This is a genomic window from Paracoccus sp. MC1862, from assembly GCF_016617715.1.
Classification (GTDB): domain Bacteria; phylum Pseudomonadota; class Alphaproteobacteria; order Rhodobacterales; family Rhodobacteraceae; genus Paracoccus.
This window is the reverse complement of the sequence record NZ_CP067225.1, coordinates 1,590,959-1,608,394: the sequence shown is the minus strand read 5'-3', so window position 1 is coordinate 1,608,394 and position 17,436 is coordinate 1,590,959. Positions and strand designations below refer to the sequence as shown.

At 66.9% G+C, this 17,436-nt stretch carries 15 protein-coding genes and 1 tRNA gene; 10 read left to right on the top strand and 6 right to left on the bottom strand.

Annotated features, from left to right (window positions below):
- Positions 1 to 66: 66 nt before the first annotated feature.
- The 4 genes from JGR78_RS07990 to JGR78_RS07975 all read right to left on the bottom strand — a co-directional run bounded on the left by JGR78_RS07990 (position 67) and on the right by JGR78_RS07975 (position 2,476).
- A complete protein-coding gene (locus JGR78_RS07990) occupies positions 67 to 312 on the bottom strand; it encodes a hypothetical protein (protein ID WP_182804879.1) in 246 nt (81 codons plus the stop codon).
- A gap of 123 nt (positions 313 to 435) precedes the next feature.
- Positions 436 to 525 (bottom strand) — tRNA-Ser (locus JGR78_RS07985).
- Positions 526 to 1,011: 486 nt separating this feature from the next.
- A complete protein-coding gene (locus tag JGR78_RS07980) occupies positions 1,012 to 1,779 on the bottom strand; it encodes an SDR family oxidoreductase (RefSeq protein WP_182791904.1) in 768 nt (255 codons plus the stop codon).
- Between the two features lie 4 nt (positions 1,780 to 1,783).
- Positions 1,784 to 2,476 carry a GntR family transcriptional regulator gene (locus JGR78_RS07975; protein ID WP_182791905.1) on the bottom strand — a complete coding sequence of 231 codons (693 nt, stop codon included), beginning with the start codon at positions 2,474 to 2,476 and terminating at the stop codon, positions 1,784 to 1,786.
- A 134-nt stretch (positions 2,477 to 2,610) separates the two neighbouring features.
- Here JGR78_RS07975 and JGR78_RS07970 point away from each other — a divergent pair, with 134 nt between their 5' ends.
- The 9 genes from JGR78_RS07970 (at position 2,611) to JGR78_RS07930 (ending at position 15,264) form a co-directional block, all read left to right on the top strand.
- Entirely contained in the window at positions 2,611 to 3,852 is a 1,242-nt protein-coding gene (locus tag JGR78_RS07970) for an ABC transporter substrate-binding protein (RefSeq protein ID WP_182804877.1), read from the top strand.
- 82 nt (positions 3,853 to 3,934) lie between these two features.
- Positions 3,935 to 4,810, top strand: a complete 876-nt coding sequence (locus JGR78_RS07965) for a branched-chain amino acid ABC transporter permease (RefSeq protein ID WP_182804874.1) — start codon at positions 3,935 to 3,937, stop codon at positions 4,808 to 4,810.
- 7 nt (positions 4,811 to 4,817) lie between these two features.
- Complete coding sequence (locus tag JGR78_RS07960; RefSeq protein WP_182804872.1) at positions 4,818 to 7,319, top strand: branched-chain amino acid ABC transporter ATP-binding protein/permease; 2,502 nt, start codon at positions 4,818 to 4,820, stop codon at positions 7,317 to 7,319.
- Positions 7,320 to 7,333: 14 nt separating this feature from the next.
- Positions 7,334 to 8,278: a 3-hydroxyacyl-CoA dehydrogenase gene (locus tag JGR78_RS07955; RefSeq protein WP_182804870.1), complete on the top strand. Its 945-nt coding sequence runs from the start codon at positions 7,334 to 7,336 to the stop codon at positions 8,276 to 8,278.
- A gap of 10 nt (positions 8,279 to 8,288) precedes the next feature.
- A complete protein-coding gene (locus JGR78_RS07950) occupies positions 8,289 to 9,221 on the top strand; it encodes a 3-keto-5-aminohexanoate cleavage protein (RefSeq protein ID WP_182791910.1) in 933 nt (310 codons plus the stop codon).
- Positions 9,222 to 9,282: 61 nt separating this feature from the next.
- Positions 9,283 to 10,041 carry an SDR family NAD(P)-dependent oxidoreductase gene (locus JGR78_RS07945; protein WP_182791911.1) on the top strand — a complete coding sequence of 253 codons (759 nt, stop codon included), beginning with the start codon at positions 9,283 to 9,285 and terminating at the stop codon, positions 10,039 to 10,041.
- 154 nt (positions 10,042 to 10,195) lie between these two features.
- A complete protein-coding gene (locus tag JGR78_RS07940) occupies positions 10,196 to 10,849 on the top strand; it encodes a TetR family transcriptional regulator (protein WP_182804868.1) in 654 nt (217 codons plus the stop codon).
- A 65-nt stretch (positions 10,850 to 10,914) separates the two neighbouring features.
- Entirely contained in the window at positions 10,915 to 12,099 is a 1,185-nt protein-coding gene (locus JGR78_RS07935; RefSeq protein ID WP_182791913.1) for an efflux RND transporter periplasmic adaptor subunit, read from the top strand.
- Positions 12,100 to 12,102: 3 nt separating this feature from the next.
- Positions 12,103 to 15,264, top strand: coding sequence for an efflux RND transporter permease subunit (locus tag JGR78_RS07930; RefSeq protein ID WP_182804866.1), 3,162 nt, complete (start codon positions 12,103 to 12,105; stop codon positions 15,262 to 15,264).
- Positions 15,265 to 15,379: 115 nt separating this feature from the next.
- On the opposite strand, the gene glpX is transcribed toward JGR78_RS07930, so the two are convergent.
- On the bottom strand, positions 15,380 to 16,348 hold the full coding sequence (gene glpX / locus JGR78_RS07925) for a class II fructose-bisphosphatase (RefSeq protein ID WP_182804864.1): 969 nt from the start codon (positions 16,346 to 16,348) through the stop codon (positions 15,380 to 15,382).
- A gap of 93 nt (positions 16,349 to 16,441) precedes the next feature.
- Entirely contained in the window at positions 16,442 to 16,702 is a 261-nt protein-coding gene (locus JGR78_RS07920) for a BolA family transcriptional regulator (RefSeq protein ID WP_182791916.1), read from the bottom strand.
- Between the two features lie 74 nt (positions 16,703 to 16,776).
- On the opposite strand from JGR78_RS07920, the gene JGR78_RS07915 reads away from it, so the two are divergent.
- Positions 16,777 to 17,403, top strand: coding sequence for a J domain-containing protein (locus tag JGR78_RS07915; RefSeq protein ID WP_182791917.1), 627 nt, complete (start codon positions 16,777 to 16,779; stop codon positions 17,401 to 17,403).
- Positions 17,404 to 17,436: the final 33 nt, after the last annotated feature.

Sequence of the window (17,436 nt, the reverse complement as noted above, 5' to 3'; positions counted from 1 at the left end):
CCGATGGTGCGCCGGGTCGGTACGCCGCGTCAATCGGCAGAATCCCCGCCGCGCGGCCGAGCCGCGTCAGCCCCCCGGTGGCGATCCGGCAGGTGCCTCCGGCCCCCTATCGCCCGACGGGCTCTCCCCTCCGGCCATGTGGCGGCGCTCCTGTTCGCGCAGTTCCGCATCGAGGATTTCCAGCAGCGCCTTCCTGCGTAGCGGCCCCTCGTTCCAGCCATCGACGAACTGCCGAATCTTCTCGCGGCCCTCGTCCGACAGTTGGGGCGAGCCCCAAGGGGTGCCGACCCGGCGGCGCCGGAAGAATCCCATGGCGAACCTCCCTGCGCTCCAATGCCTCGTGGCCATCGACGCCCCAGCGGGGGACGGTGAGGGGGACAGGCCGCCGCTCCGCGGGCACTTAGCAAGCAAGAACAACGGCTTCCGATAGTTGTATGGCGGAGACGAAGGGATTCGAACCCTCGAGGCGGTTTCCCGCCTGCACCCTTAGCAGGGGTGTGCCTTCGACCACTCGGCCACATCTCCGCCGGGGGGTCTAGCAGCAGGAGGCCAAGGGGAACAAGGGCTTTTTCTCTGCGTTGGCCCGGAAATCGGCAAGGAGGACCTGGGCCGTTGCTGCCACGGCAGACACGGGCCGAACTGCTCTGTCATGAAGGGTGCCGCTCTTGCGCGCAGGGGGCTCTTTCACCTGCTGTTGTGCTGCTGCAGGCTGAAAGCACTCGCCACTGCAAGCCGCTGCCACCTGGAAAGTGAGCGGAACAAAGGTTGCTTTGCCATGAAGAAAGTCAGGCCTCCATGGCAGGTTTGCAAGTGCGGCGGGTAGGGAGAGGAAGCCGCTTCGCGGAGAGGCCGGGAGTTGGCGGAAACATCACTCAGCAGGTGCCGCGTGGCCGTTGATTGGCTCTGCCACTTGGCTATGAACCGAAGGGCAGGGAGGTCTGTCCCTCGTCTGCACAACGTGCAGATACGGTTGTCCGTCCCATCACACGGGCGTTCTTCCGAGAGGCTGCCTCAGGCCAGCATGCGGGTGTCACCGCAGACAGAGATGCTCTGCCCCGAGATGAACCTGCCCAGCGGCGAGGCGAGATACAGGACCTGGCTCGCGATCGCCTGCGGCGGGACGTATTCCTTGATCGAGGTGTAGCGGAAGGCTTCTGCCTCAAGCTCGGCGAAGCTCTGGCCGCGAAGCTGCGCCTTGGCCTCGAGCACGCGGCGCTGGCGGTCGCCCGAGACGATGCCGGGCAGGATCGCGTTCACGCGGATATTGTCCTCTCCCAACTCGATCGACAGCGATTTCGTCAGGCCGATCACGCCCCATTTCGCGGCGGCGTAGGGGGTGCGAAGGGCGAAGCCGACCCGGCCGGCCACGGACGACAGGTTGACGATCGAGGGGTTGGCGCTTTCCCGCAGGGCAGGAACGGCGCTGCCGACCGCCACGAACTGGCTGGTCAGCACCACGTTCAGCGTGCGGCTCCAGTCGGCGAGGTCGATGTCCTCGATTCGGCCGGTCGGGCCGGCGATCCCGGCGTTGTTCACCAGGCAGTCGAGGCCGCCCAGCGCGGCGATGGACTGGTCGATGAAGCTGCGCAGCGCCGCCGCGTCGGACACATCGACCCGCTGCGAGATGACGTTCTGCGGCAATGTCCCAAGCGCTTCGGCGTCGATGTCGCAGGTCGCAACGCGGGCGCCTGCCGCAAGGAACGCGTCAACGATGGCGCGTCCGATCCCCGAGGCGCCTGCGGTGACGATCACCCGCGCGCCGTCCAGTTCAAGGTTCATCCGGTCATTCCTTCATGTTGAAATAGTCGCGCTGCGCGAGAATAACCTCTGCCGCCACCGAGATGTCGGACCGGATCGCCTCGGCCGCGGCCTCGCGGTCCCGCGCGGTCACCGCCGCGATCAGGTTCCCGTGGGCGATGATCGAGTGACCGGCCCGGTCGCCCTGCGCGGTGGGACCGATGTCCAGCGAGATCAGCGGTCCCGCGCGCAGCCAGGCCATGCCGATCAACTGCCGCAGGGTGGGCGAGGATGCGGCATCGTAGAGCGTGAAATGCAGCCGGCGGTTCAGCATCAGGGCATCCGCCCGGCTGCCCCCGGTCATTTCCAGCCGGAACGCCTCGTGCAGCGCCCGCAGTTCCCCGGCCGTGCTGTCCGTGATCCTGTCCACTGCAAGCCGCGCCGCCTCGCATTCCATCAGGATGCGGGTACGGGTCAGTTCGCGGAACTCGTCCTCGGTCATCCGCGGCACCTCGACGGCGCGGTTCCTGCGGACCGCGAGCGCCCCTTGGGCGACTAACCGGCCTACCGCTTCCCTGACCGGCATGGGCGAGACATCCAGCTCTCCCGCCAGTTCCCGGATCGAGGTCTGGCTGTCCGGCTTCAGCGTGCCGTCCAGAAGCATCCGCGCGATGGCGGCATAGGCCTGTTCCGTCAGCGACGGTCGAGGGGCAAGCGGCTGGATGTTCAGGTCGTTCATGGGCGACCTCCGGTGTTGACAGGCGGAAAATCGGTCAGCAGTATGATCTGAGATCACACTGGATTGCATCGCCGGTCAAGTAAGCATCGCTGGTATGTGGTTCGCGCAAGTGAAGTCTCGGGGAGGGGACGTTCATGCTGAAGACAATCGGAAGACGGCAGTTGCTGAAGACGGGCGCGGCGTTCGGCGTGATGGGCCTTGCCGCGCCATCCATCCTGCGCGCGCAGACCGATCCCATCGTCATCGCCCACCTGACGCCGCGCACCGGCTTTCTGGGTCCGATGGGTGAATATGCGGTCATGGGCGTCGATCTGGCGGTCGAGCATATCAACGCCGGCGGCGGCATCGGCGGCCGCATGCTGGAGGTGATCAAGGAGGATTCGGTCAACCCCCAGACCGCGACCACCAAGGCCGAGCGGCTGGCCGAACGCCGGGACGTGGCGCTGATCATGGGCGAGATCTCGTCGGCCTCGGCGCTGACGATCTCTCAGGTCGCGGCGCGGGCCAACAAGCTGTTCATCAACACCGGCGCGAACTCGGACACGCTGCGGGGGCAGGACTGCAACCGCCACATGTTCCACGTCGAGGTGCAGAACGCGATGGTGGTGAACGCCGAAGGCAACTACCTGCTGAACAATGACATGGTGAAAGACAAGGCGTGGTATATCCTCAGCGCCGACTATGCCTTCGGCCATGACCTGCGCAACGGGGCGCTGGCCTTCCTTGAACGGCATGGCGGACGGACGGTCGGCGACGATCTGATCCCGACGGATGCGACGGATTTTTCTTCCTATCTGCTCAACATCCGGGCGGCGGCGCCCGATGTGCTGATCTCGAACCTCGCAGGCACCCAGACGGCCAGCTTCTTCAAGCAATATGCGGAATTCGGGCTGGACATCCCGCTGGCGGGTTTCGACTACAACACCGTGATCGCCTGGGCGATCGGGGCGCGGGACTTCCAGGGGACATGGCCCTGCGTCTGGACCCACCAGGTCAAGGCCGACGGCTCGCAGGCCTTCGCCCAGTCCTTCATGGAGAAATACGGCCGTCCCGCCGACAACCAGGCCTATCTGGACTACATGGGCCTGCGGGTGATGGCCGATGCGATCGGCCGGGTCGGCGGGACCGACACCGAGGCGCTGATCTCGTTCCTCGAAGACCCGGCGACCGACTTCGACGTGCTGAAGGAACGCCGGGGCCGCTTCAATCCCGCGAACCACCAGCTGCTGCAGGAAGTCTATGCGGTCACGGCGCTGGATGCTTCCGAGGTCCAGAACGAATGGGACATCTTCACCACCTCGGACCCGGTGCCGAACGCCGACCAGCCGCTGGAAGTGCTGATCGAGGATGCCGTGGGCGGCGCCTGCTCGTTCTGAGTGAGCCGGCCCTTCCAGCTATCGAGGAAAACAGGGTGCGCCGATTGGCGCGCCCGGCCAGCCTTCATGACAGGTCATCCGAATGGTATCGATCTTTCTGTCCCAGCTTCTGAACGGCCTGCTCGATGGCTTCTACTACATGCTCATCGCGCTTGGCCTGTCGCTGATCTTCTCGCTCGGCGGCATCGTGAACCTTGCCCATGGCGCCTTCTTCACGCTGGGGGCCTACCTGGCCTTCGTATTGTCGCCCCATATCGGCTTCTTCGGCGCGCTGGTCGTGGCGCCGCTGATCGCGGCGGCCGTGGCCGTCGTCGTCGAGCGCGTGCTGTTCACCCGCTTCTACCGCGAGGACCCGCTTTATTCGCTGCTGCTGACCTTCAGCCTTGCGATGATCATCGAGCAGAGCCTGCGGTGGTATTTCGGCGCGACGCCGCGCGCCTATGCCATGCCGGACGCCCTGCGCGGGCAGGTCTTCCTGGGCGATTTCATCTATTCGCGCTACCGGCTGTTCCTGATCGCCGTGGCGGTCGCAACGGTGGCAGGCGTCTGGTACCTGCTGAACCGCACGCCCTTTGGCCGGATCGTCCGCGCCGGCATCCAGAACCCCGACATCCTCGGCACGCTGGGCATTTCGCTGCGACCCTATCTCTCGACCGTCGTGGCGCTGGCCATCGGGATCGCCGCGCTTGCGGGCGTGCTGATGGCGCCGATCCAGCCGGTCCACCCGCTGATGGGGGTCGAGGTCGGGACCGCGGCCTTCGTGGTCGTGGTGATCGGGGGCCTCGGGTCCTTCTGGGGCGTGGTCATCGCCGCGATCATGGTCGGGCTGGTCAAGGGCCTGATGATCGGGCTGGGTCAGTCCCAGTTCTCGATGATGGCCATCTACCTGCTGATGTTCATGGTCCTGCTTCTGCGTCCCCGCGGCCTGCTGGGCGAGCGCATCACCCGTTTCGAATAGGTCTTCCATGCAGAACATGCGAACATTGACGGTCGCGGCAGCGGCGCTGATCCTGCTGCCCTGGACGCTGTCGCTGCTTGGCCTCGGCCCGAACAGCGCAAGCGAGGTGGTCATCTTCGCCCTTGCGGCGATGGGGCTGAACATCCTCGCGGGCTATACCGGTCTCGTGTCCTTCGGCCATGGCGCCTGGTTCGGGCTGGGGGCCTATGTCGCGGGCATCACCGCGTTGCGGCTGGGCAATGCCAGCATGGCCGTTTCGCTGGTTGCGGCCCTGCTGTTCACGGCGGCACTCGCGGCGGTCATCGGCTTCCTGGTGCTGCGGCGGCGGGGCGTCTATTTCTCGCTGATGACGCTGGCGCTGTCGGCGATGGGGTTCCAGCTTGCGTTCCGCTGGACCGAGGTCACGGGCGGCGAGAACGGCCTTGGCGGGATCGAGCGGCCGGGCCTGCTGGACAACAACCTCAACTTCTACATCGTCGTGGCGGTCCTTGCCTTTCTGGTGATGGCGCTGATGCTGCGCGTCCTGCAGTCGCCGGTCGGCAGCGTCTTTGTCGCCATCCGCGAGAACGAGAACCGGGCGCAGGCGCTGGGCTATCACGTCCAGCGCTACAAGCTGGCGGCCTTTGTCCTGTCGGCGACGGTGACGGGGCTGGCCGGGGCGCTGCTGCTTTACAAGAACCGCCTGACCTCGGCCGAGCCGATGTCGGTGATCTTCTCGGGCGAGCTGCTGGCGATGGTGGTCATCGGGGGCATGCGGGGCTTCCTGGGGCCGGCGCTGGGCGCGCTGTTCTACATCCTGTTCCGCGAATACCTGTCGATGTATACCGAGAACTGGCTGTTCTGGTTCGGCCTGATCTTCCTGGGCTTCGTCCTGTTCGCGCGGCAGGGCCTCGTGGGCATCGGCGCGCAGGTCAGGCGCCGCCTGTTCCCCGAGGCCGTGACCGGCGCCGCGATGGCCGACCGGAAGATCGAAAAGCACCCGCTGCCCGCCGCGATCAGGGACCGCGACGCGGGCGGCGGCGACGTGCTGGTGGCCGACGACATCTCGAAGACCTTCGGGGCGCTGAAGGCGGTGGACGGCGTGTCGATCCGGGTTCGCGACAAGACGCTGCATGCCCTGATCGGGCCGAACGGCGCGGGAAAGACCACGGCCTTCAACCTGCTGTCCGGCATCATCCCCGCCGACAGCGGCAAGGTGACCTTCCTCGGCCGCGACATCTCGGGCAGCACGCCCGACCAGATCGCGGGGCTGGGCCTCGGCCGGTCCTTCCAGATCACCAGCCTCTTTCCCGACCTGACGATCCGCGAGAACCTGCGCCTGGCCGTGCAGGCCCATCATCCCAGCCGCACCCGTGCCCTCAGCCCGGCCGGCAGCGTGGCCGAGGTGAATGCCAAGGTGGACGAAATGCTCGACTGGATCGGGCTGAGGGGGATGGAGAACGCCATCGCGGGCTCGCTGTCCTATGGCGGTCAGCGGCTGCTGGACCTCGGCCTTGCGCTGTCGACGGAACCCAAGATCCTGCTGGCCGACGAGCCGCTGGCGGGCCTGTCGGTGGCGGAACGCGAGCGTGTCGGGCTGCTGATCAAGGACGTGTCCACCAGCATCCCGGTCCTGCTGGTCGAACATGACATCGACCGGGTGTTCGATCTTGCCGACCATGTGACGGTGATGGCCGAGGGACGCGTGCTGCTGGACGGCACGGTGGAAGACGCCCGCAACTCGGCCAAGGTGCGCGAGATCTATATCGGGTCGGGCACCAGCGCCGTCGCGGCGTCTGCCCGGCAGGGGCAGTTCTCGGACGAGACGATCCTGTCCATCGAGAAGATGAACCTTCACTACGGCAAGAGCCACATCCTGAACGACGTCGGCTTTGACCTGCACAAGGGCGAGATCCTTGCGCTGCTGGGCCGGAACGGGGCGGGCAAGTCCTCGGTGCTGAAGGGAGTGACGGGGATCGTCACGCCGTCTTCCGGCTCAATCCGGCTGATGGGAAGCGAGCTTGTGGGCCTTTCCAGCGCCCGGATCGCGCGCAAGGGCATCGGCTATGTGCCGCAGGGCCGGGGGCTTTTTGCGGGCATGACGGTGCGCGAGAATCTGGAACTCGGCCGCATCCGGCGCCGGACGGGCGAGGGGACCCATTGGACGACCGAGGAAATCTTCGAATATTTCCCCCGCCTGCGCGAGCGGCTGGACACGCCTGCCGACCGGTTGTCGGGGGGCGAGCAGCAGATGGCCGCCGTCGCCCGCGCCCTGTCGGGCGACATCCGGGTGCTTCTGCTGGACGAACCCTTCGAGGGGCTTGCACCGGCGATCGTGGAACAGTTGTTCCGCACCTTCGACCGGCTGCGCGACCGGCTGTCCATCGTCATCGTGGACCACAACCTCGACCTGGCGCTGGCTCTGTCCGACCGCACCATTGTCCTTGAACGCGGTCGCGTGCTGCATGAGGTGGAATCGCGCCGCATCGCCACGGACCTCGACCTGCGGCGCGAGATGCTGTGGCTATGAAAGGGGGAACGGGGATGAATCACATCGCCATCGTCGGCGCGGGGCTGATCGGCCGCTCATGGGCCTTCGTCTTTGCCCGGGCGGGCTTCGAGGTCGGCGTCTGGGACAAGGACGCGGGCGTTCTGGACCGGCTTGCCGCCGATGTCGCCACCATGATCGAACGGGTCGCCCCCTTCGGCCAGGCCGGTGACGATCCCGCCGCCACGGCAGCCCGCATCCAGCCGGTGCGCAACCTTGGCGAGGTGCTGGCCGGCGTGGACATGGTGCAGGAAAGCGGGCCCGAGGTCCTCGACATCAAGCGCAGGCTTTTTGCCGAACTCGACCGCCTTTCAGGGCCAAACACGATCCTCGCCTCCTCCTCCTCGGCGCTGAAGGCGTCGAGCTTCGCCGAAGGGCTGCCGGGCGCCGCGCGCTGCCTTGTCGGCCACCCGGTCAACCCGCCGCATCTGGTGCCGGTGGTGGAAATCTCGCCCGCGCCCTTCACCGATCCGGCCGTGACCGAATGCGCGCGTGACATCTACGCCCGCGCCGGACAGGTGCCGGTGGTGCTGAAGAAAGAGATCGACGGCTTCATCCTGAACCGCCTGCAGGCCGTGCTGCTGGCCGAAAGCCTGCGCCTGATCGCCGAGGGCTATGTGGACGTGCAGGGGCTGGACGACACCATGCGCCACGGGCTGGGCCGCCGCTGGGCCTTCATGGGACCGATGGAGACGATCAACCTGAACGCCCCCGGCGGTGCCGCCGATTATCTGGACCGCTATGGCGCGATGATGGCGGGCCTTGCCGGTGTCGAGGTCGGCGACGCGGCCTTCTCGGCCGAGGCTGCCGCCAAGGTGGGCGCCGCCTTCCGCGACGTCTCGACCCCCGATGCGGTCCGCGCCCGTCAGGAATGGCGCGACGAGGAACTCGCTGCGCTGGCTGCGCATCTGGCGCAGCGTGAAACCCGATCCCACAATTGAGGACAAGACCATGAGCCTTCAGGGCAAAGTCATCATCACCTGCGCCGTCACCGGCGCGATCCACACGCCCTCGATGTCGAAGTTCCTGCCGGTCTCGGCCTCGGAAATCGCCGAGGCCGCGGTGGGCGCCGCCGAGGCGGGCGCCGCCATCATCCACCTGCATGCCCGCAACGAAGAGGACGGCCGCCCCGACCAGTCGGTCGAGGCCTTCCACCCGATCCTCAGCGTCATCAAGCAGCAGACCGCCGCCGTCCTGAACATCACCACCGGCGGCGCGCCCACCATGTCCATCGCCGAGCGGATCCAGCCCGCCAAGCACTACAAGCCCGAAGTGGCCTCGCTGAACATGGGCACGATGAACTTCGGCCTGTTCCCGATGCTCGACCGCTACGAGGCGCAACTGAAGCACCAGTGGGAACGGGAATACCTCGGCAACAAGGACATCATCTTCCGCAACACCTTCGGCGATGTGGAACAGGTGATGACGACCTTGGGCGAGGGCGGGACGCGCTTCGAGTTCGAGTGCTACGACACGTCGCATCTTTACAACCTCAAGCATTTCTTCGACCGCGGGCTCGTGACCGGCCCGCTGTTCATCCAGACGGTCTTCGGACTGATGGGCGGCATCGGGGCGCATCTGGAAGACGTGATGCACATGAAGCGCACCGCCGACCGGCTGTTCGGCGACAACTATCGCTGGTCGGTGCTGGGGGCGGGGCGCAACCAGTTGTCCATCGCCGCGATCTCGGCCGCGAACGGCGGCCATGTGCGGGTCGGGCTGGAGGACAACCTCTGGGCCGGGAAGGGCCGGCTTGCGGAAACCAACGCCGAGCAGGTCCGCGCCGCCCGTCAGATCATCGAGGGGCTGGGCCTGCAGGTCGCGACCCCCGACGAGGCGCGCGAGCTGCTGGCGCTGAAGGGCGGCGACCAGGTCAACTTCTGATTTCTCCGCCGCCTCGTCCCGAGGGCGGGGCGGCATCCGAACCTTCCATCCGGAGATGCCGATGACCCCGTTCCCCGACTTTTCGCTGAAGGGGCGCACCGCGCTTGTCACCGGCGCGGGCCGCGGCCTCGGCCGCGCCATCGCCGAGGTCTTCGCCCAGGCGGGTGCCGAGGTGATCCTTTGCGCGAGAACCGGGGACGAAATCGAATCCGTCGCCACCGGGTTGCGTGACGCGGGCTATCGCGCCAAGGCCCGGCCCTGCGACGTGACCGACCTTGCCGCCTTCCGGGCGGTCGTGGACGGACTGGAACGGCTGGATGTCTTCGTCAACAACGCCGGCACCAACCGCCCCCGCAGGATGACCGAGGTGACGGAAGAAGACTTCGACCTGATCATCGGCCTGAACCTGCGCGCGGCCTTTTTCGCGATGCAGGCGGTGACGCGGCGGATGACTGCGCTTGGCCGGGGCGGGTCGGTCATCAACATGTCGTCGATGCTGGGGCATATCGGGGCCGAGGACCGCTCGGTCTACTGCGCCTCGAAATGGGGGATCGAGGGGCTGACGAAGGCCGCCTCGATCGAACTTGCGCCGCACCGCATCCGCGTGAACTCGATCTGTCCGACTTTTATCGAGACGCCGCTGACGAAACCCTATTTCGAGAACCCGGCCTTCCTGGACCATGCCCTGCGGATGATAAAGCTGGGGCGTCTGGGTCAGGTCGAGGATATCACCGGCGCGGCGCTTTATCTGGCGTCCGAGGCCTCTGCCCTGATGACAGGATCTTCGATCGTGCTGGATGGCGGCTGGACCGCCGAATGAACCGGTGCCTGCGCGGGACCGGGGTGCCGTGACGATGGCTATGCCCCCGGCATGACCGCCACCCGCAGGACAGCGGGCCTGCGAAATTTTACAGCGGCAGGTGTTTACATACATACATGAATGTCTATAACGGCCCGATGCAAGGAAGGGCCGCATGCGGAAGACACGGGAAGATTCGGAGCTGACGCGGCAGGCCATCCTTGATGCGGCCGAGCGGATGTTCTGCGAGCGGGGCTTTGCGGCCACGACGCTGGACGCGGTCTCGCGCGCGGCAGGGGTCACACGCGGGGCGTTCTACTGGCATTTCAAAGACAAGACCGAGGTCCTTGCCGCCCTGCACCAGCGCAGCTTCCTGCCGCAGGAACAGATCCTCGCCGGGGTCGCCGATGCCGGGCCGGACCCGCTGGGATGCCTGCTGGACGCGACGGTCGAGGCCCTGCAATCCTTTGAGCAGGACGAGGGGCGGCAACGGATCTTCCGCATCATGTCAAACCTGACGCCGGCGGAACGCAACGACACGCTCGCCCGGCTGGATGCCGAGATGCGGGCGCTGATCCTGCGGATCATGCAGCGCGCGCGGGACAACGGGACGCTGCATCCCGATTTCACCCCGCACGAGGCGCAGATCGTCCTGTCCGTCACCGTGGTCGGCCTTCTCCGCGAATGGCTGCGATCCGGCAAGGGCTTTCCGCTGGCGTCCTTCGGCGGCAGGCTGCTGCGCCGTCAAATGGACCTGCTGCGCGCAGCTCCGACGGCCGGGCGGATGACCCGCCCCCCCGGTCGCGCAAGCCCCGCGATCAAGCATTGACTTTTCCGGCGCCGACGCGCCGAAACCCCGCCAAGCCGTTTCTCCCGACAACCGGAAAGCTCCACATGCTCCGATTCCGTTCCTCTTCGCCCGCGCTGGGCGTGATTGCCGCGCTGCTTGTCAGCCTTTCGCCGCTTGCCGTTTCGGCGCAGGCGCCAACCCCGTCCGTGACCGTCATCGCCGCAGAGCCGACCGACTATACCCTGACCGCGCGTCTGCCTGGCCGCATCAAGGCCTCGACCATCTCCGAGGTGCGGCCACAGGTGTCGGGCATCATCCGCGAACGGCAGTTCGAGGAAGGCCGCGAGGTCGAAGCGGGCCAGCCGCTTTACACCATCGAGGACGAGACCTACGCCGCCGCCGTCTCCGCAGCCCAGGCCAGCGTGGCGCAGGCCCAGGCGAACTACGATCTTGCCGAGCGCGAGGCCCGGCGTGCCGAGGAACTGCTGGCCACCAACGCCGGATCGGGCCAGAGGCGCGACAGCGCCGTGGCCGCCCGCGACGGGGCCAACGCCGCGTTGCAACTGGCGCAGGCGCAACTGCAATCGGCCGAGATCGACTACGAGCGGACGACCATTCGCGCGCCCATCGCCGGCGCCATCGGGTTTTCCCAGGCCACGCCGGGCACGCTGGTCGCGGCCCAGCAGCCCACGCCGCTGACGACGATCCGGGCGCTTGATCCGGTCTATGTGGACGTGACGCAGTCGGCCAACGACCTGCTGCGCTGGCGCCAGGCCGAAACCCAGGGTGGCGTGCTGGCGACGGGGCAGGCCACGCTGATCCTGCCCACGGGCGACGAATATCCCGTCAAAGGCGAGTTGCGCGCAGCCGAGCCGCAGGTCGAGCCGACGACCGGCATGATCACCCTGCGCATCGCCTTCCCCAACCCCGACAAGCTGCTGCTGCCCGGCCTTTATGTCGAGGTGCTGCTGCCGCAGATCGAGGAACAGGGCGTTTACCTCGTCCCGCAATCCGTGGTGATGCGCGACGCGCAGGGCGTTCCGCATGTGTGGGTGGCCGAGAACGGGACGGTCGCGGTGCGTGACCTGACGATCCTCACCTCGGATGCGAACAACTGGGTGGTCACCGGCGGGCTGAACCCCGGCGACCAGATCATCAGCACCGGCTTCCAGAAGGTCGCGCCCGGCGCCCCGGTCGAGATCGCGCCCGCCGAACAGCCCGCCGCAGCCCGGCCGGCAGCGGATGCCGCGGCACCGGCCCAAGCAGCCGCGCCGGCCGAAGGGAACTGACGCATGGCCCGCTTCTTCATCAACCGGCCCATCTTCGCATGGGTCATCGCCATCATCATCATGGGCTTGGGCCTGCTGTCGGTCCTGCAACTGCCGGTGTCGCAATATCCCTCGATCGCCGGCCCCTCGATCGTCATCAGGACGGCCTACCCCGGCGCCTCGGCGCAGACATCGGCCGACACCGTCGTCCAGCTCATCGAACGCGAGATGACCGGCCTTGACGGGCTGCGGAACATCGAATCCTCGACGACCTCGACAGGCGGCGCGCAGATCACGCTCAGCTTCGAACTGGGCACCAACCCGGACATCGCGCAGGTGCAGGTCCAGAACAAGCTGGCGCAGGCCGAGGCCGGGCTGCCCGAGGCGGTGGCGCGCCAGGGCGTCACGGTCGAGAAATCGGCAACCGGCTTCCTGATGGTCGTGGCGCTGGTGTCCACCGACGGGACGCGCAGCGCCATCGACCTTGCGGACTATCTCAACTCCTACATGGTCGAGCCGATCTCGCGGATCGACGGCGTGGGCAGCGTGCAGGTCTTCGGGTCGGAATACTCGATGCGGATCTGGCTGGACCCGACCAAGCTGAAATACTATGACCTGACGCCCGCGCAGGTGGTGGGCGCGATCCGCGCCCAGAACGCCCAGATTTCCGCGGGCGCCTTTGGCGCGATGCCCGCGCCGGAAGGCCAGCAACTGAACGCCACGATCACCGCGCAGTCGCTGCTGCGGACGCCCGAGGACTTCGAGCGCATCGTCCTGCGGGCCGACACCGACGGCGGGCTGGTCCTGCTGCGCGACGTGGCCCGCGCCGAACTGGGGTCCGAGAACTACGAGATCGAAGGCTTCTACAACGGCCAGTCCTCCTCGGGCCTTGCGATCCAGCTTGCCTCGGGCGCGAACGCGCTCGACACGGCGGAACTGGTCAAGGCGCGGGTGGCCGAACTGGCCCAGTTCATGCCGGCGGGCGTGGAATATGTCATCCCCTATGACACCACGCCCTTCGTCCTGATCTCGATCGAGGCGGTGGTGCACACGCTGATCGAGGCGATCATTCTGGTCGTCCTGGTCATGCTGATCTTCCTGCACAACTTCCGGGCGACGCTGATCCCCACGCTGGCGGTGCCGGTCGTGATCCTCGGTACCTTCGGGATCATGGCGGTGCTGGGCTTCAGCATCAACACGCTGACCATGCTGGCGATGGTTCTGGCCATCGGCCTTCTGGTCGATGACGCCATCGTGGTGGTCGAGAACGTCGAGCGGATCATGCGCGACGAGGGACTGGGTCCCGTCGAGGCCACGCGCAAGTCGATGGACGAGATCTCGGGCGCGCTGGTCGGCATCGGCATCGTCGTCTCGGCGGTCTTCGTGCCGATGGCCTTCTTCGGCGGCTCGACCGGCGAGATGTACAAGCAGTTCGCCGTCACCATCGTGTCCGCCATGATGCTGTCGGTCTTCATCGCGCTGACCTTCACGCCCGCGCTTTGCGCGACGATGCTGAAGCCGCATCACCATGGCCATTCGTCCGGCCGCCGGATGGGCGCGATGGCCTGGCTCGGCAGCCGCTTCAGCGACTGGTTCGAGCGGAACTTCGGCCGCGTCACCAACGGCTACATGGCCATTGTCCGCAGCACGACGGCGCGTCCGTGGCGGATGATGATCGTCTATGGCCTGTTGCTGGCCGGCATGGTGTTCATGTTCCAGCGCACGCCCACCGCCTTCCTGCCCGATGAGGACCAGGGCGCGATCATGACCATCGTGCAGGCCCCGACCGGCACCACCGCCGAGGCGACCGAGGCTGTCATGGACAAGGTTTCGGACTATTTCACTACCGCCGAGGCCGAGAACGTCGAATCCGTCTTTGCCGTGCGCGGCTTTTCCTTTGCGGGGCAGGGGCAGAACATGGGCATGATGTTCGTCCGCCTGAAGGACTGGGAGGAACGGGCCGATCCGGAACGCTCGGCCCAAGCCATCGCCGCGCGCGCCTTCGGTCCGCTGATGGGCGGCATCCGCGAGGCCATAGTCATCCCCATCGTCCCCCCCGCAGTGTTGGAACTTGGAAACGCCAGCGGCTTCTCGGCTTACCTGACGGCCTCGGCTGGCCAGTCGCACGAGGAACTGCTGGAAGCGCGCAACATGCTGCTGGGCATGGCGAGTGAAAGCCCGGTGCTGACCGCCGTGCGCCCCAACGGGGTCGAGGACGCGCCGCAGTTCGAACTGAACATCGACTGGGCCAAGGCCGGGGCCGTGGGCGTGACCGCGACCGATGTGGGCTCGTTCCTGGCGACGGTGTGGTCGGGCGCTTATGTCAACGACTTCATCTACGAGGGCCGCATCAAGCGCGTCTATGTGCAGGGTGAACCATGGGCGCGCAGCGCGCCGCGCGACCTGGAACTGTGGCGCATCCAGAACGCCAACGGCGAGTTCGTGGATTTCTCGACCTTCGCCACGCAGGACTGGATCTATGGCCCGCAGCAGGTCAAGCGCTACAACGCGCAGGCCGCGATGGCGATCGACGGGATGCCTGCGCCGGGCTACTCGACCGGCGACGCCCTGATCGAGATGGAGCGGCTGGCGGCCGAGCTTCCCCCGGGCTTCAGTCTGCAATGGACCGGCCTTTCGCTGGAAGAGAAGGAAGCGGGCGCCGGCGCCTATGCGCTTTACGCCTTGGCCTTGGCCACGGTGTTCCTGTGCCTTGCCGCGCTTTACGAAAGCTGGACCATCCCCATCGCGGTGCTGCTGGCGATGCCGGTGGGTGTCCTTGGCGCCCTGATCGGCGCCTGGGTCGGCGGGCAGGAGAACGGCGTCTACTTTCAGGTCGGCCTGCTGACCGTCGTGGGCCTGACCGGGAAGAACGGCATCATGATCGTCGAGTTCGCGCGGGAGCGGATGGATTCCTTCCGCGAGGACGCGGTCACGGCGGTCCGCACCGCCGCGCGGCTGCGGCTGCGGCCGATCGTGATGACCTCGCTGGCCTTCGGGCTGGGGGTGATGCCGCTGATCCTGTCCTCGGGAGCGGGGGCGGGCGCGCGCCACGCCATCGGCTATCCCGCGTTCTTCGGCACCTTCACCGGGACCGCGCTGACGCTGATCTTCGTGCCGGTCTTCTTCGTGATCGTCACCCGGCTGTTCACGCGCAAGCGGATGCCGGCGGAAGCGCCCGCCACCTGAGGCGCTGCCGATCGAAAGGCCCCGTCCATGGACGGGGCCTTTTCATTCAGGCCACCTGGAAACGAAACGGCCGCCGCAGGGGTCCTGCGGCGGCCGTTCGTCGATGGGGCAGGGGTCAGCGGATCGGGTTGCGGTAGATCATCCGCCGGACCGAGCCGGTCTTGGACCGCATCAGGATCGTCTCGGTCTCGATGAAGTTGGGCTCGCGCCGCAGGCCCTTGACGATGGACCCGTTGGTGACGCCGGTGGCGGAAAAGATCACGTCCGCCGTCACCATCTCGTCGCGGGTGTAGATGCGGTTCAGGTCGGTGATGCCGGCTTTCGCGGCACGCCCGCGTTCGTCGTCGTTGCGGAACAGCAGCCGACCCCAGATCTGCCCGCCCATGCATTTCAGCGCGGATGCGGCCAGCACGCCCTCGGGCGCCCCGCCCGAACCCATGTACATGTCGATGCCGGTCTTGTCGGGCTCGGCCACATGCATGACGCCTGCCACGTCGCCGTCGGTGATCAGGCGGATGGCGGCGCCGGTGGCGCGGACCTCGGCGATCATCGCCTCGTGGCGCGGGCGTTCCAGGATGCAGACGGTGATGTCCTCGGGGCGGACGCCGCCGGCCTTGGCCAGCGCATGGACGCGTTCCGTGGGAGTCATGTCCAGGCTGACCACGTCCGTGTCATAGCCCGGCCCCACCGCCAGCTTGTCCATGTAGACGTCGGGGGCGTGCAGCAGCGTGCCGCGCGGGGCCATGGCGATCACGGTCAGCGCGTTCGGCATGTCCTTGGCGGTCAGGGTGGTGCCTTCCAGCGGGTCCAGCGCGATGTCCACCTCGGGGCCGTCGCCACTGCCGACTTCCTCGCCGATGAACAGCATCGGCGCCTCGTCGCGCTCGCCCTCGCCGATGACGACGACGCCACGGATGTCCAGCTTGTTCAACTGGTCGCGCATGGCGTTGACGGCGGCCTGGTCGGCGGCCTTCTCGTCGCCGCGGCCGATCAGCCGGGCCGAGGCATGGGCTGCGGCCTCGCTGACGCGGGCGAGGCCCAGCGAAAGCATCCGGTCGTTGAAATCGGTGGTAGAGGCGCTCATCTGTCGATCCTTGCTGGCCGTTTGCAGGCGCTCTTAGGCCCGGCCCGTGGTTCCGTCCAGCCTGTGGGCGCTAACAGATACAAATGAGGACAATCACTCTGCCGATAGCTCCAGCGCCAGCGCGTGGATACGGGGCACGATGTCGCCCAGCGTGCGGTTGACCAGCCGGTGCTGTTCCACCCGGCCAAGCCCCTTGAACCGGCCCGAGGCCATGCGGATGCGGAAATGCGTCTGCCCGCCCTCGCGCCAGCCGCCGTGGCCGCGGTGTTGTTCGCTTTCGTCGATGACCTCGAGCCGCGTCGGCTCAAGCTCCATCAGGCGTGCCTGCATCTCTTCGGCGATAGTCTGCTGCATTTCCGGCCGCTCCCTCTTTTTCTTCCGGTGAAATGACCTACACTCCCGGTCCCGAGTCGAAAAGCAGGCCATTCATGACCAACAGCGACCCGTTCGGTTTCGATATCTCCGCCGCTTCGGACAAGAAGCGGCGGTCCAAGGGCCGTCGCGGGATGTCCGGCGCCTTCGAGACCTCGACCCGCAGGTGCGACAAGGCCGGCTGCACCCAGCCGGGCCAGTATCGCGCGCCGAAGTCGCCCAAGCAGCTGGACGATTACTACTGGTTCTGCAAGGACCATGTGCGGGAATACAACACCAACTGGAACTACTTTCAGGGCCAGTCCGAGGCCGAGTTCCAGGAGTTTCTGGACAACGCCACCGTCTGGGAACGCCCGACCCGCCCCTTTGGCCGGGCCACGCAGGAACAGGCCTGGGCCCGCCATGGCGTCAGCGACCCGCTGGAGATCCTCGGCGCCAATGGCACCAACCCCGAGGCCCGCCTGCGCGCCACCCGCAAGCTGCCGCCCACCGAGCGCCGCGCGCTGGAGATCCTGGACGCCAAGGACAGCTGGACCAAGCAGGAAATCCGCAAGCAGTACAAGTCGCTGGTCAAGGACCTGCACCCCGACATGAACGGCGGCGACCGTTCCGACGAGGACCGCCTGCAGGAGGTCGTCTGGGCCTGGGACCAGATCAAGGACAGCCGCAGCTTCAAGGAGTGATGGGCGCCGCTTCGGCTTGGGCCGGGCCTTCCC

What these genes read in the sequence shown, in the direction of transcription:
- glpX (WP_182804864.1), bottom strand. Translation starts at nt 16,348, where the DNA reads ATGAGCGCCTCTACCACCGATTTCAACGACCGGATGCTTTCGCTGGGC.
- JGR78_RS07960 (WP_182804872.1), top strand. Translation starts at nt 4,818, where the DNA reads ATGCAGAACATGCGAACATTGACGGTCGCGGCAGCGGCGCTGATCCTG.
- JGR78_RS07935 (WP_182791913.1), top strand. Translation starts at nt 10,915, where the DNA reads ATGCTCCGATTCCGTTCCTCTTCGCCCGCGCTGGGCGTGATTGCCGCG.
- JGR78_RS07940 (WP_182804868.1), top strand. Translation starts at nt 10,196, where the DNA reads ATGCGGAAGACACGGGAAGATTCGGAGCTGACGCGGCAGGCCATCCTT.
- JGR78_RS07965 (WP_182804874.1), top strand. Translation starts at nt 3,935, where the DNA reads ATGGTATCGATCTTTCTGTCCCAGCTTCTGAACGGCCTGCTCGATGGC.
- JGR78_RS07990 (WP_182804879.1), bottom strand. Translation starts at nt 312, where the DNA reads ATGGGATTCTTCCGGCGCCGCCGGGTCGGCACCCCTTGGGGCTCGCCC.
- JGR78_RS07975 (WP_182791905.1), bottom strand. Translation starts at nt 2,476, where the DNA reads ATGAACGACCTGAACATCCAGCCGCTTGCCCCTCGACCGTCGCTGACG.
- JGR78_RS07920 (WP_182791916.1), bottom strand. Translation starts at nt 16,702, where the DNA reads ATGCAGCAGACTATCGCCGAAGAGATGCAGGCACGCCTGATGGAGCTT.
- JGR78_RS07955 (WP_182804870.1), top strand. Translation starts at nt 7,334, where the DNA reads ATGAATCACATCGCCATCGTCGGCGCGGGGCTGATCGGCCGCTCATGG.
- JGR78_RS07970 (WP_182804877.1), top strand. Translation starts at nt 2,611, where the DNA reads ATGCTGAAGACAATCGGAAGACGGCAGTTGCTGAAGACGGGCGCGGCG.
- JGR78_RS07915 (WP_182791917.1), top strand. Translation starts at nt 16,777, where the DNA reads ATGACCAACAGCGACCCGTTCGGTTTCGATATCTCCGCCGCTTCGGAC.
- JGR78_RS07950 (WP_182791910.1), top strand. Translation starts at nt 8,289, where the DNA reads ATGAGCCTTCAGGGCAAAGTCATCATCACCTGCGCCGTCACCGGCGCG.
- JGR78_RS07980 (WP_182791904.1), bottom strand. Translation starts at nt 1,779, where the DNA reads ATGAACCTTGAACTGGACGGCGCGCGGGTGATCGTCACCGCAGGCGCC.
- JGR78_RS07930 (WP_182804866.1), top strand. Translation starts at nt 12,103, where the DNA reads ATGGCCCGCTTCTTCATCAACCGGCCCATCTTCGCATGGGTCATCGCC.
- JGR78_RS07945 (WP_182791911.1), top strand. Translation starts at nt 9,283, where the DNA reads ATGACCCCGTTCCCCGACTTTTCGCTGAAGGGGCGCACCGCGCTTGTC.